Source organism: Bradyrhizobium sp. 187, from assembly GCF_023101005.1.
In the GTDB taxonomy this organism is placed as follows: domain Bacteria; phylum Pseudomonadota; class Alphaproteobacteria; order Rhizobiales; family Xanthobacteraceae; genus Bradyrhizobium; species Bradyrhizobium canariense_D.
Genome location: NZ_CP064693.1, coordinates 7,314,665 through 7,327,813 on the forward strand (window position 1 = coordinate 7,314,665; position 13,149 = coordinate 7,327,813).

The following is a 13,149-nucleotide window of genomic DNA, read 5'->3' on the forward strand; positions in this document are numbered from 1 at the left end:
ATGTCGCAAAACCAAGCCGTCGCCGCCGGCACCAGGATCGGCCACGTCCATCTCAAAGTCGCCGATCTCGATCGCGCGCTGGGCTTCTATTGCGGCGTGCTCGGTTTCGAGCTGATGCAGCGCATGGGCTCGGGCGCGGCCTTCATCTCGGCCGGCGGCTATCACCACCACATCGGGCTCAACACCTGGGAGAGCAAGGGCGGCTCGCCGCCGCCGCCTGATGCGACCGGGCTCTATCACACCGCGATCCTCTATCCGACGCGGCCGGCGCTGGCGGATGCGTTGCACCGCGTGCTCTCGGCCGGCATTGCGCTCGACGGCGCCAGCGACCACGGCGTCAGCGAGGCGCTGTATTTGCGCGATCCGGACCAGAACGGTGTGGAGCTGTATTGGGACAAGCCGCGGGAGCAATGGCCATTCGGGCCGGACGGCAAGCTTTCGATGTTCACGAAGCGGCTGGATGTGGAGGAGCTGCTGAAGCAGCGGGAGGCCTAGTCCGCACCTCGCCACTGCACGAGCCTCAGGACCCATCCGGCCACATAGAGCCCGACGCCGAACACGGCATGCGTGAGTAGCGTGTTGAGACGCGCCACGTTGGGACGTGGCGCGTGATGGGCTGCAATGCCGAGGCCCATGCCCGGCTGCATGATCAGGAAAGGTGCCGCCACGCTGCCGATTCCGACGATCAATGCGGGGCCGACACGCGGGGAATGCAGCCAATCGAGCCCCCAGATCGCCAGCAAGACGGCCGCGAACGCAATGCCGATCAGGTAGTGCGCGGCCCACCCAATCAGGCGCTCGCGTGGAGCCGGATCGGGTGCCGCGATCTTAAGATGCCGATACTGTCCGCGCGCGAGCAGGATGAGCCAGCGACCTAGGAGTCCATAGTCTAGCGATGGGATTCCAAGAACATGCGCGCGGAGAACTGCCCAACCATCGATCACGGCCGTTGCACCGGATCCGATCAAGGCGGCGCCGACCAGAAATTCAATCATTTCACCCATTCGAGACCTCGCCTGCCGCGTCGGTTGAAGCCCGCGCCTGGATCATCCAGCATGCGGCGGTAAAACGGATCGCATCTGCCTCCACGTAGGGGGCGAAGGCGGGCCGCACCGCATCCACGACCCTTTCGCGCAATCCCCTGTCGGCGTCCTGCAGGATCGTTCCGACGGGTCCCAGCCAACCGACATAGCGAGCGAGTTCGCTGGCAGGAAAGCGGCATGGAATATCCACCGGCCGGATGTCGATCTCGGTCCAGCCGCTCTCCAGCAGGATGGTCCTGACCCGATCTTTGTCAGCGAAGGCGAACTGCCCCGGACCGCCGGATGGACGGGCAGGCATATTCGGCAGAAGGGGCGCGGCGGCTCGTTCGGCCGCCGTCATGAACGGATTCTCCGCTGCGCCCCGCCATGCAACGACGGCGAGCCCGGCGCCTTCGGCGGCAGCGCGCCTCAGATTTGCGAAGGCCGCAACGAGGTCTTCGAAGAACATCACGCCGAGACGTGAAATGATCGTATCGAAGCTCGCCGGGTCGAATTTATGGTGCTGCGCATCGGCGCAGATAAAGCTGGCCGAGGTGCCTTCGCGCTCGGCGCGGGCCAGCGCCGCCCCGATCATCGGCGCGGAGATGTCGATGCCGACCACACGGCCGCCTTGCCCGAGCTTTCGAGCGACCGCAACGGTCAGACCACCAGTGCCGCAGCCGACGTCCAGAACGCGACGATTGGAGCCGGCAGGAACGGCCTCGCACAGCGGCCTCTCGAATTGCTTGAACATCTCATCCAGGATGTCCTGGGTCTCGACCCAGGCGCGTCCGGCGGGACCATTCCAAAGCCTCATCTGCTCAATCGCCTTCTGCATAGCGTCCATGATGGTTTCCCCTTTCGTCTTGCCTTGGCGGCGTTGGACGCGGCATACTGCCAGTTCAAGTGAACTTGAGGTCAAGAGGCGTGATGACGATCGATATCGCCGAAGTCGCACGGCGCTCCGGTGTTCCGGCGTCGACGCTGCGATTCTATGAGGAAAAGCGGTTGATTGCCCCGATCGGCAGGCGCGGCCTGCGCCGGCTGTTCGATCTGGAGATCCTGGATCGCCTGGCGCTGATCGCGCTGGGGCGCGCGGCGGGCTTCTCGCTCGATGAAGTTGCCCGGATGTTCGCACCCGACGGAAGGCCGCGTATCGACCGGCGGAAGCTTGCCGCCAAGGCCGACGAGTTGGACCGAACGATCCGCAAGCTTATCGCGATGCGCGACGGCCTGCGCCATGCCGCGGCCTGTCCGGCGCCAAGTCACATGGAATGCCTGCATTTTCGCCGCCTCATGCGGGTCGCGGCATTGGGAAAGGCGAGGTCGCCCAAGCGGGCACCGCGCGCGCCGCGATCAGACTGAAGCGGTCGATCGCCTTGTGTGCCCCCGCACCATGATCAACGCCGCGGCCACCAGCTCCAGCGCAATACACAGATAGAACGGCAGCTCATAGCCACCGGAGAAATCGCGCAGAAAACCGACCACGCCGGGGCCGAACGCATAGGTCACCTGGTTGATCGCAGTGTTGAGGCTGATCAGCACGCCGAACGAGGCGGAATCGAATTCCTGCTGCACGATCAGCGACGGCAGCGTGATGAGATTGCCGACCGAGAAGCCGAATAACGCGCAGGCGGCGATCAGCACGTAATCATTGTGCAAATTGATGACGACGAGAAGCGCCACGGCCTGGCTCAGAAACGACAGCGCCGAGGCGAGCCGCTGGTTGAGTCGGTCGATCACCAGCGAGAACAGCACCCGGCCGATCACCGCCATCGCGGTCAGCACCGCAACCGCGACGGCCGCGCGCTCGCGCCCGATCACGGGATCGAGGAACGAGATCAGGTGGACGATGAAGCCGACCTGCGCGAACAGCACCAAAGCAAAGGCAATGGTCACGGTGAGGAAGCCGACATCGCGCAACGCCTGGCTACGAATCTGCGCCGACGATTGCGGCTTCGTTTTCGTCGCGGCGCGCCGGCCATGGAGATCGGGCGGGCGGCCGACGACAATCAGGATCACCGGCACGAGCAGTACCAGCATGGCGCCGGCGACGATAAACATAGCGCTGGCGAAGCCGACATGGCCGATCAAGCTCACCAGCAGCGGCACGCCGACGATGCCGCCGAAGCTTGCGCCGTTCAGCGCGAGGCTGATCGCCATGCCGCGCTTCTGGTCGAACCACAGGCTGATCGTGTTGGTGATCATGGCCAGGCTCGTGCCGGCCCAGCCGAAGGCGAGCACGGCGTTCGCGAGATAAAGCTGCCACGGTTCGCGCACCGCGCCGATCGCGACCGCCGCGGCCGACATCGCCAGCGTCCCTGCGATCAGGCCGAGGCGCGGGCCGTACTTGTTGACGGCTTCGCCGACGAAGACGACGAGCAGCGCGCCGAACAGATAGAAGAACGTCGTGGCCGACGAGATCAGCGAGGCCGACCAGCCGTGCGCACGCTGGAGCTCGGCGACATAGACGCTCTGGCCGTAGAAGCCGAGCCCCCAGCCGAAGGTCGCGAGCAGGAAGCAGACCGCAACGATGCGCCAGCCTTCGTAGCGGAGAGAGGATTCGTCGACGGATCCGTCGTGTCGAGGGTTATCGAGCATGCCGCTTACTCCGTCATGCCCGGACTTGTTCCGGGCATCCACGTTCTTCGATCCGCGCGCTCAAGACGTGGATGGCCGGGACAAGCCGGCCATGACGACATCTAGTAACCTTCACCAGAAAATCACTTCGACCTGGATCGAACTATCAACGCTGCTGACAGCCTCCCGCCATCTCAGATCGCATCCGGGAACTCGCCCATGGCCGCGTCGAGCCGCGCTTTGCGGCGACGGGTCCAGGACGCCAGCGAGAGCACGGCGAGACCGAGCAGCACCGGCGGAAACACCACCATGTTCACCGCGGACCAGCCGTAACTGGCGAGCAGTTGGCCGGACGAGAACGAGCCGATCGCCATCATGCCGAACACCAGGAAATCGTTGAAGGCCTGCACCTTGTTGCGCTCCTGCGGCCGGTGCGTCTCCAGCACCAGCGCCGAGGCGCCGATGAAGGAGAAGTTCCAGCCGACACCGAGCACGATCAGCGTGGCCCAGAAATGCATCGCGGTGATGCCGGACAGGCCGATGCCGGCCGCGCCGGCCTCCAGCAGCAGGCCGGCGGCAACGATCTTGCGCGCGCCGAAGCGGGCGATCAGCGCGCCCGTGAAGAAGCTCGGCCCGTACATGGCGACGATGTGCCATTGAATGCCGAAATTGGAATCTGAAACGCTCAAGCCGCACAGCTTCATGGCAAGCGGCGCCGAGGTCATCACCAGGTTCATCATGGGGTAGGAGATGACGCCGCACAGCGCCGCTGCGATGAAGCGTGGCTGGGTCACGATCTCGAGCAGCGGCCGCCCGCCATGAAGATCGGCCGGCGCCGGTTTCGGCATGTCGACCCCGGCGACGATGCCCATCGCGATGAGCGCGACAGCCGCCTGGACCAAGAAGCTGAAGGCGAAGAGATAAGGCTGCCAGACATCCATGGTCCATTGCACGAGCTGCGGACCGAGCACGCCGGCGAACACGCCGCCCGCCATTACCCAGGACACCGCCTTGGGTCGGTACGCCGCGCTGGCGCCGTCGGCGGCAGCGAAGCGATAGGACTGCGCCACCGCGCCGTAGAGGCCGCCAAGAAAAGTCGCCAGACAGAACAACGGAAACGAAGCGTGCAGGATCGCGAAGCAGCCGAGCAGGCCGGTGAGCGTACCCAGGCCCGTGCCGATGATGAAGGCCCAGCGGCGGCCGAAGCGACTCGATATCGCGCCGGTCGGCAGCGTGCCGGCCGCAAGCCCCAGCACGTACATCGACAGCGGTACCGTCGCGAGCGACATGTCGGGTGCAAGCGTCGCACCGACGATGGAGCCGGTGGCGAAGATCACCGCCGAATTGGCGCCGGTCAGCGCCTGCGCGGCAGCAAGGCGCACCACATTGGCGCGCACGCGGGCGTCGGCGGCGACCTCATTGGCTGCAGTCACATCCAGCATCGGCATTTCCGCCCCAACGGGCTTTTAAGTGCTTTCAAGGGCTCGCTTGATTCCCGGCACTATGGCGGGACGCGGGAGGGCGGGCAACCGGCGCAAACGGGCGCAGGCCATGTCTCTGACGCAATCGGGCCGATGATAATGGGCCGCGCACTTGACGGCTTGCGCTCGATCAAATCCTATCCGCCGCGACCTTCCGGAGTTTCGTTCATGTCCGTCGACGACAGGCCTACGCTCAGCGCTCCTGACGACGATCCCTGGCTCTGGCTGGAGGAGATCGAAGGCAAGCAGGCGCTCGATTTCGTCACGCGGCAGAACAGCCTGACACTCGACGCGTTCGGCGGAGCGGCCTTCGCGCGCGATCGCGACATCCTCGCGGCGATCTACGATCGTCCCGACAACATTCCCTATGTCAGCCGCCGCGGCACCGAACTGCACAATCTCTGGAAGGACGCCACCAACCCGCGCGGCCTGTGGCGGAAGACTTCCCTCGCGGAGTTTCGCAAACCGCATCCGACGTGGGAAATCATGCTGGATGTCGACCAGCTCGCGGCACGCGAAGGCGAGGACTGGCTGCTGAGCGGCATCACCACGCAGCCGGGAAGCGCGCGCGCCATTTTGGGGCTGTCGCGCGGTGGCAGCGATGCCGTCACCTTGCGGGAATTCGACCTCGACACCAAGAGTTTCGTTGCGGACGGATTTGCGCTGTCGGAAGCCAAGGGCGGCGCCGATTGGCTCGATGCCGACACGCTGCTGCTGTCGAGCGCCCATGGCGAAGGCATGGCGACGAGCTCGGGATATTCCCGGACGGTTCGACTGTGGCGGCGCGGCCAGCCTGTCGATCAGGCGCAGGTGATCATCGAGACCACGGCCGATCATATGGCGATCTCCGGCATCGTCGACGACACCGCTGCGGCCCCGCGCAGCTGGATCGTCGACCAGATCGACTTCTTCAATCATGCGCTCTGGCTGCGCGACGCAGACGGTGCGACGACGAAGCTCGATCTGCCGACCGGCATCTGGTTGCAGGCGCATGGCGACTGGTTCGCGATGAAGCTGCGCGAAGCCTGGTCGATCGAGGGCAAGACCTATGCCGCCGACACCGTGCTCGGCATGTCGCTCTCGGCGTTCCTCGCCGGCAGCCGCGATTTCGCGGTGCTGTTCGAGCCGGAACCTCGCCGCGCCCTGCAAGGCCTGTTCTGGACCGGAGGCAAGCTGGTGCTGTCGATCCTCGACGAGCTCCAGCCGCAATTCGAGATCTGCACGCCGTCGGCCACAGGCTGGAGCCGCGCGTCGCTCGGCGGCCTGCCGCAGATCGGCGTCGTCGACATCTGGCCGCTGGATCGCCATCCCTCCGAGAGCAATGGCGACCTGCTTGCCAATGTGCAGGATCCGCTGACGCCGCCGTCGTTGCTGCTGATCGAGCGCGGCGTCGCGAGCCCGACCGTGTTGAAGCAGGCGCCGAAAACATTCAACGCCGACGGCCTCGTGGTGACCCAGCACGAAGCGATCTCGACCGACGGCGAACGCATCCCCTATGTACAGACCGGCCCCGCCGGCGAGACCGGCGATGCACCGGTCTATATGAGCGCCTATGGCGGCTTCGCCCATTCGGTGAAGCCGTATTACAACCCGTCGCTCGGCAAGCTGTGGCTGGAGCGTGGCGGCACCACGGTGCAGGCGAATTTGCGCGGCGGCGGCGAATTCGGCACGCGCTGGCACGATGCCGGCCGGCTCGCCGGCAAGAAACTGTCGCACGACGATTTCGCCGCCGTTGCCGCCGATCTCGTCCGCCGCGGTGTGACGACGGCAAAGCGCATCGCCGCGCAGGGCGGATCGAACGGCGGCATCCTCATCACCAACATGCTGGTGCGATACCCCGAACGTTTCGGCGCGCTGTTCTGCACCATCCCGCTGATCGATATGCGCCGCTACACGAAGCTGCTCGCCGGCGCGAGCTGGATCGCGGAATATGGCGATCCCGACAAGCCCGAGGAGTGGGACTGGCTCAAGTCCTACTCCGCCTATCACAACGTCAAGGCCGGCCAGCCGTATCCGCCGATCCTGATCGCCACCACGCGACGCGACGACCGTGTCCATCCCGGGCATGCGCGCAAGATGGCGGCAAAGCTCCAGGCCATGGGCTACGAGGCCTGGTTCTACGAGCCTGAAGCCGGTGGCCACGGCTACGGCAAGGACAACAAGGAGCGCGCCGGGTTCGAGGTGATTGGCTTTCGGTTCTTAAAGGACAAGATCGGGTGGAAGGACGAGGGCTAGCGTTTGCGGCGCTGACATCTCCGCACGGTCATGGCCGGGCTTGACCGGGCCATCCACGCCTTAGCTGGTGCACGAAGAACGTGGATGCCCGGGACAAGCCCGGGCATGACGACCTCCTATCGCGCGAATACCAAGGTCAGATTGTTCGCGGGCATGTCCATCGTATCGACAAGGCGAAGACCAACGCCGCGGGCAAGCGCCTCGACATCGGCGATGTCACGCACGCCCCAGTCGGGATTGCCTTCACGCAGGGAGGTGTCGAACACCGCATTGCTGAGCGCGATGTGCTTGCCGCCGCGCTTGAACGGGCCGTAGAGGAACAGCTTGCCGTCGGCCCGCAAATAGCGGCCGGCGCCGGCGAACAGACCCTCGGCGACGCTCCATGGCGCGATGTGGATGACATTGGCGCAGAACAATGCGGCAAGACTCGACGGCCCCTGCCCGCTTTTCATCTCCGGGCACCAGTCCGGATCGGTGAGATCGATCCGCAGCGGCGAGCGGATGTTTTTGAGACCTGAATGAACGCGCCAGGCCTCGATGCTCTTGAGGTGGCGCTGGTTGAGATCGCTGGGCCACCAGATCAGGCCGGGCGTGTGACGGGCGAAGTAGACCACGTGCTGGCCGGTTCCGCTGCCGAGCTCGACCACGTTGCCGGTGCAGCCGGCGAGATGCCGTTCCAGTGCCGCCCAGAGCGGCTCGTGATTGCGATGAAATGCCGGCGCATCGAGCCGCCCATCCGACTCGACCCGACCGCCATCCCTGCCGAATTCGACGACATATTCAGCCAAGTGAGGTCCCCTTGAAAAAACGAGAACGCGATGAAAACAGGTTGAGCGCCCAAACGCTCAGGAAACAGCCGGCCCGCGCCACGGTCCCTAACTCTCGGACCAAGCCGGCTGAACAAATAATCTCTTTAGTTGCAATCGGGAAGATATTAACTCCATTTTGTCGCGTGGATAGTCTTGATTGTCAGGCGGCGCCCTTTGTGCTTTGGAACGCTTCTATTTCGTAATCGAGACCATCGCATAACGCCTCGGAATAACGCCTTGACCGCCTTTTCCCGGACGCCCGTTCTGTTCATCTTGCTGGCCATTGCAGCCGGCCTCGCCACCCCGGCGTGGGCGCAGTCCGCTGTGGCCGACGGCCAGAAACTCGCTTTCGACCGCGGCAAGGGCAATTGCCTGACCTGCCATGTCATCAGGGGTGGCGACCTGCCGGGAACGATCGGGCCGGAACTGAAGGACCTCAAGGCCAAGTACCCCGATCGCAACGAACTGACCGCGATCATCTTCGACGAGACCAAGCGCAATCCGCAGACCATGATGCCGCCGTTCGGCCGGAACCGGATTTTGACCGAACAGGAGATCAGCGCGATCGTTGATTTCCTGCAGACCCTGTGACTTCAGGCATGCCACGAGATTTGGTTGGGAGACCAGAGATGACCACACTCACCGGCCCAAGCGCGACGCGGCGCCTGATCCTTCAGGGCGCAGCCTCGGTCGCGTTGCTCGGCCTCGGCAATCTGCCGTTCGGCGCCGCGCCCGCGCGCGCCGCGGCCAACGACAAATATCCGGAAGAGGCGTTCAAGCAAAAGAGCGAGGCTGACGCCATCAAGGCGCTCTACGGCAAAACCGCCGAGCCGTCCGACAAGGTCAAGCTGGACGCCCCCGAGATCGCCGAGAACGGCGGTGTGGTGCCGATCTCGGTGACGACGACACTCGACAAGGTCACCTCGATTTCATTCTTCGTGGCCGAGAATCCCAGCGCGCTGGCCGCCAGCTACAGGATTCCCGAAGGCACGATCCCTGCTGTCGCCAACCGGCTGAAGATGGCCAAGACCACCAACGTGGTCGCGATCGTGGAGGCCGACGGCAAGCTCTACAGCGCGACCAAAGAGGTCAAGGTCACCGTCGGCGGCTGCGGCGGCTAAGCGAGGAAGATCGAGATGGCATCCAGCATTCGCGTCCGCGCCACCACCAACGGCGACATCACCGAGGTGCAGGCGCTGATCCAGCACCCGATGGATACCGGCTTCGTCAAGGACGCCAAAGGCGAACTGATCCCGGCGCATTACATCCAGCAGCTGAAATTCGAATGTAACGGCAAGGACGTCTTCGTTGCCGATTGGGGCACCGCGGTCTCGAAGGACCCCTACGTCAAGTTCAGCTTCAAGGGAGCCAAGAAGGGCGACGATCTCAAGGTCTCCTGGACCGATAACAAGGGTGCGTCGGACACGACCACTGCGAAGATCTCGTGATGAAGGCCCGCACCACCATCCTGCTTGGTTCGTTGAGCGCCGCGCTCGTCGCGTTGGCCCTCACCTCTCCACGCGTGGTGGCGGCCGACAAGGTCGATCCCATCGCCGATGCCAAGGCGTTCCAGAACTTCTTCTTCCAGAAATTCCCTGATGTGAAGCACGAGGATTTCGTCAACGGTCCTTATTCCATGAACGAGGACATGAAGCGGCAGTGGCAGGAGAAGGAGGAATTCCCGCCCTACGAGTTTGCGCTCGACGCCGGCAAGGAGATGTTCGCCACCCCGTTCAAGAACGGCAAGACCTATGCGGACTGCTTCCCGAACGGCGGCATCGGCATCCGCCAGAACTATCCTTATTTCGACGAGAAGGAAGGCAAGGTCGTCACGCTGGAGCTGGCGCTCAACCGCTGCCGCGAGGCCAATGGCGAGGCGCCCTATTCTTACGTCAAGGACGAGATGGCCTCGCTCACGGCGTACATGGCCTTCACCTCGCGCGGCAAGCCGATGGACATCAAGATCCCCGACGATCCTCGCGCGCTCGCGGCATTCGAGAACGGCAAGCGCTATTTCTACACCCGCCGCGGCCAATTGAATTTCTCCTGCGCGAGCTGCCATGTGCAGAGCCCGGGTGAGCGCATCCGCGCCGAGATCCTGGCGCCGGCGCTTGGCATTCTGAACGCGATGCCGATCTACCGCTCCGAATGGAGCGGCATGGGCACCACCAGCCGCCGCTTCGTCACCTGCAACAGCCAGACCCGCGCGGTTCCGCTGGAGCCGCAGGCGGATGAATATCGCGACGTCGAATATTTCCTGTCCTACGTCGCCAACGGCCTGCCGATATCGGGACCGGGAGCGCGGCCATGAAGCTGTCACTCCCTTTCGTCCGGCTGCTTGCCTTGCTGCTTACCCTCGGGCTCGCGCCGGCGGCGCGCGCGGCAGATGAGGCAGACTACAAGGCGGCCTTTGCCGCCGCCGAGGCCGCCTCCAAGGAGGCCGCCGGCATGCGCAACCAATGGACCGTGACCGTCTCGACGCTGGCCGCCGCAAAGAAGGCGGCCGATGGCGGCGATTTCGACCGCGCCGTGGCCGCAGCCAGGGAGGCCGAGGCGCTGGCGAAGGCGTCGATCTTCCAGGCGATTTCCGAAAAAGAAGCCTGGAAGGCGATGGAAATCCGTTAGACTGTTCGCTTGTGCAACAGCCTTGCGACCGTGAGAGGGCGCGGAGAATTTCTGGATGGCGATCCGCCGCCGCGATTTCCTGAAGAATGCAGGCCTTGCTGCCGCATCGCTGAGCCTGCCGCGGCTTGCGCTCGGTGCTGAGGCTGCGAGCATTTACGACCTCGAACGGTTCGGCAATGCGCGCATCCTTCACCTCACCGACACGCATGCGCAACTCAATCCAGTCTATTTTCGCGAGCCCAGCGTCAATATCGGGATCGGCGAGATGGCGGGACGGCCGCCGCATCTGGTCGGCCGCGCCTTTCTCGACCGTTTCGGCATCAGGCCCGACAGCGCGGATGCCTATGCCTTCAGCTGCTTCGAGTTCGAGAAGTCCGCAGGCCGCTTCGGCAAGCTCGGCGGCTTCGCCCATCTGAAGACGCTGATCGACCGCTTGCGTGGCGATGTCGGCGAAAAACGCTCCGTGCTCGTTGACGGCGGCGACCTCTGGCAAGGCTCGGGACTTGCCAACATCATGCAGGGCCGCGACATGGTCGAGGCCGCAAACCTGCTCGGTGTCGAGGCGATGACCGGGCATTGGGAATTCACCTATGGCGAGCAGGCGCTGCGCGACAATCTCGCGCGCTTCAGGGGCGAGTTTCTGGCGCAGAACGTTTTTCTCACCGAGGAAGCCGCATTCAATGATGCCCCGGCCTTCGACAAGGCGACGGGACGCGTGTTCAAGCCCTCCGTGATCAAGGAGCTCGGCGGCCATCGCGTCGCGATCGTCGGCCAAGCCTTCCCTTACGTGCCGATCGCGCATCCCAAACGGTTCACGCCGGACTGGTCCTTCGGCATCCGCGAGGAAGAGCTCCAGAAGCATGTCGACGGCCTGCGCGGCACCGACAAGGTCGATGCGGTCATCCTGCTGTCGCATAACGGCATGGACGTCGATCTCAAGCTCGCAAGCCGCGTCACCGGTATCGACGTCATCCTCGGCGGCCATACCCATGATGCGATCCCGCAGCCCATCGCCGTGAAGAATGCGAGCGGCACGACGCTCGTCACCAATGCCGGCTCCAACGGAAAATTTCTGGCCGTGCTCGATCTCGCGCTCGACAAGGGCAAGGTCGGCGACGTCAAATATCATCTGCTGCCGGTCTATTCCGAGCTGTTGAAACCCGATCCCGGGATGGCCGAACTGATCGGCCGGTTGCGGGCACCCTTCGTCACCGACTGGTTGGAGAAGATCGCGACGCCCGATCGCCTGCTGTATCGACGCGACAATTTCGCCGGCCCGGTCGACGAGCTGATCTGCAGCGCGCTGCGCACCGAGTTCGACGCCGAGATCGCGCTGTCGCCGGGCTTCCGCTGGGGCGTCACCGGACTGTCCGGCCAGGCACTGACGATGGAGGATTTGCTCGCGGAAACCGCGATCAGCTATCCCGAGACCTATGTGCAGGAGATGACCGGCGCGGAGATCAAGGACGTGCTGGAAGACGTCTGCGACAACCTCTTCAATACCGATCCCTATTACCAGCAGGGCGGCGACATGGTGCGCGCCGGTGGGCTCAGCTACACCTGCACGCCGACGGCGACGATCGGCAGCCGGATCTCGGAGCTGAAGCTCAATGGCGGCAAGGCGCTCAGTGCCAGCCACCGCTACAAGGTCGCGGGCTGGGCCTCGGTCAACGGCCAGCAAGGCGCGCCGGTGTGGGATGTGGTGGCAAAATATCTGCGCTCGGGCCGGATGTTTCAGGAGCGGCTCGGCTCCGGCGTCACGCTAAAGGGCGTCGAGGGTAATCCGGGCATCGCAGGACAGGGATGATGCGGTCGCAAACCCTATCCGCGATGCTGCTGGCGCTGTTCGCCTGGGCGGCGATGCCACCGGCTTTCGCGCAGCAGGTGCCGCTCCAGGACAAGCCGTTCGCCGAGCACAAGATCGTGCTGCAGCTCTCCGATGGCGATGCCAGGAAGCAAGCTCTGGTGCTCAGCGTCGCCAACAATTTGCTGAAGGCCTACGACCCCGACAAGGTCGCAATCGAGGTGGTGGCGTTCGGTCCCGGCATCGACCTCCTGTTCACCGGCAGCGAGCGCCGCAAGCAGGTCGAGAGCCTGATCGCGCAAGGCGTACGCTTCGACATCTGCCTCAACACTGTCGACACGATCGAGCGGGAGACCGGCAAGCGGCCGGAGTTCATCCCTGCCGCTACGCCGGTGCAGGTCGGGGTCGGGCAGATCCTGTTCCTCAGCGAGAACGGATACACGGTGGTGAGGCCCTGAGCCTTTTGTCGGGGCGAAGCGTCGCGGCATACTCGGTGTCATCGCCGGCGAAGGCGGGCGATCCAGTACTCCGAGACCGCGAGGGGTACGGGAGGGCGCGGCGTACTGGATTCCCCGCCTTCGCGGGAATGGCAG

Annotated in this window: 15 protein-coding genes; 10 read left to right on the forward strand and 5 right to left on the reverse strand. The window is 64.4% G+C overall.

The window, feature by feature from the left end; genetic code table 11:
* On the forward strand, window positions 1–495 hold the full coding sequence (locus tag IVB19_RS35225) for a VOC family protein (RefSeq protein ID WP_018455996.1): 495 nt from the start codon (window positions 1–3) through the stop codon (window positions 493–495).
* On the opposite strand, the gene IVB19_RS35230 is transcribed toward IVB19_RS35225, so the two are convergent.
* Both IVB19_RS35230 and IVB19_RS35235 read right to left on the reverse strand, forming a co-directional pair.
* On the reverse strand, window positions 492–1,004 hold the full coding sequence (locus IVB19_RS35230; protein ID WP_018455995.1) for a DUF2938 domain-containing protein: 513 nt from the start codon (window positions 1,002–1,004) through the stop codon (window positions 492–494). The genes IVB19_RS35225 and IVB19_RS35230 overlap by 4 nt on opposite strands.
* Window positions 997–1,776, reverse strand: coding sequence for a class I SAM-dependent methyltransferase (locus IVB19_RS35235; protein ID WP_245288425.1), 780 nt, complete (start codon window positions 1,774–1,776; stop codon window positions 997–999). The genes IVB19_RS35230 and IVB19_RS35235 overlap by 8 nt, the downstream gene beginning before the upstream one ends.
* 176 nt (window positions 1,777–1,952) lie before the next feature.
* Here IVB19_RS35235 and IVB19_RS35240 point away from each other — a divergent pair, with 176 nt between their 5' ends.
* The gene (locus IVB19_RS35240) at window positions 1,953–2,387 is read left to right on the forward strand and encodes a helix-turn-helix domain-containing protein (RefSeq protein WP_018455993.1); all 435 of its coding nucleotides are present in this window, start codon (window positions 1,953–1,955) and stop codon (window positions 2,385–2,387) included.
* Here the strand turns inward: IVB19_RS35240 and IVB19_RS35245 are convergent.
* Both IVB19_RS35245 and IVB19_RS35250 read right to left on the reverse strand, forming a co-directional pair.
* Complete coding sequence (locus IVB19_RS35245) at window positions 2,379–3,623, reverse strand: MFS transporter (protein WP_018455992.1); 1,245 nt, start codon at window positions 3,621–3,623, stop codon at window positions 2,379–2,381. The two genes, IVB19_RS35240 and IVB19_RS35245, sit on opposite strands and share 9 nt — an antisense overlap.
* Window positions 3,624–3,796: 173 nt before the next feature.
* Window positions 3,797–5,044 (reverse strand): MFS transporter, encoded by a 1,248-nt coding sequence (locus tag IVB19_RS35250; protein ID WP_018455991.1) that lies wholly within the window; start codon window positions 5,042–5,044, stop codon window positions 3,797–3,799.
* 207 nt (window positions 5,045–5,251) lie between these two features.
* Here IVB19_RS35250 and IVB19_RS35255 point away from each other — a divergent pair, with 207 nt between their 5' ends.
* Window positions 5,252–7,318: a prolyl oligopeptidase family serine peptidase gene (locus IVB19_RS35255; RefSeq protein ID WP_026233064.1), complete on the forward strand. Its 2,067-nt coding sequence runs from the start codon at window positions 5,252–5,254 to the stop codon at window positions 7,316–7,318.
* 116 nt (window positions 7,319–7,434) lie between these two features.
* Here IVB19_RS35255 and IVB19_RS35260 read toward each other — a convergent pair whose 3' ends face one another.
* Window positions 7,435–8,106 (reverse strand): DUF938 domain-containing protein, encoded by a 672-nt coding sequence (locus tag IVB19_RS35260; RefSeq protein WP_018455989.1) that lies wholly within the window; start codon window positions 8,104–8,106, stop codon window positions 7,435–7,437.
* A 258-nt stretch (window positions 8,107–8,364) separates the two neighbouring features.
* Between IVB19_RS35260 and soxX the strand changes: the two genes are divergently transcribed.
* The 7 genes from soxX to IVB19_RS35295 are packed head-to-tail and all read left to right on the forward strand — an operon-like array spanning window position 8,365 to window position 13,014.
* Window positions 8,365–8,718: a sulfur oxidation c-type cytochrome SoxX gene (gene soxX / locus IVB19_RS35265; protein ID WP_018455988.1), complete on the forward strand. Its 354-nt coding sequence runs from the start codon at window positions 8,365–8,367 to the stop codon at window positions 8,716–8,718.
* A 38-nt stretch (window positions 8,719–8,756) separates the two neighbouring features.
* Window positions 8,757–9,248: a thiosulfate oxidation carrier protein SoxY gene (gene soxY, locus IVB19_RS35270; protein ID WP_018455987.1), complete on the forward strand. Its 492-nt coding sequence runs from the start codon at window positions 8,757–8,759 to the stop codon at window positions 9,246–9,248.
* A gap of 15 nt (window positions 9,249–9,263) precedes the next feature.
* Complete coding sequence (soxZ, locus tag IVB19_RS35275) at window positions 9,264–9,575, forward strand: thiosulfate oxidation carrier complex protein SoxZ (RefSeq protein ID WP_018455986.1); 312 nt, start codon at window positions 9,264–9,266, stop codon at window positions 9,573–9,575.
* On the forward strand, window positions 9,575–10,438 hold the full coding sequence (gene soxA / locus IVB19_RS35280; RefSeq protein WP_018455985.1) for a sulfur oxidation c-type cytochrome SoxA: 864 nt from the start codon (window positions 9,575–9,577) through the stop codon (window positions 10,436–10,438). The genes soxZ and soxA overlap by 1 nt, the downstream gene beginning before the upstream one ends.
* Window positions 10,435–10,752, forward strand: a complete 318-nt coding sequence (locus IVB19_RS35285) for a hypothetical protein (RefSeq protein WP_018455984.1) — start codon at window positions 10,435–10,437, stop codon at window positions 10,750–10,752. The genes soxA and IVB19_RS35285 overlap by 4 nt, the downstream gene beginning before the upstream one ends.
* Window positions 10,753–10,807: 55 nt before the next feature.
* On the forward strand, window positions 10,808–12,559 hold the full coding sequence (soxB, locus tag IVB19_RS35290; RefSeq protein ID WP_018455983.1) for a thiosulfohydrolase SoxB: 1,752 nt from the start codon (window positions 10,808–10,810) through the stop codon (window positions 12,557–12,559).
* Window positions 12,556–13,014, forward strand: coding sequence for a DsrE family protein (locus IVB19_RS35295; protein WP_018455982.1), 459 nt, complete (start codon window positions 12,556–12,558; stop codon window positions 13,012–13,014). The genes soxB and IVB19_RS35295 overlap by 4 nt, the downstream gene beginning before the upstream one ends.
* Window positions 13,015–13,149: the final 135 nt, after the last annotated feature.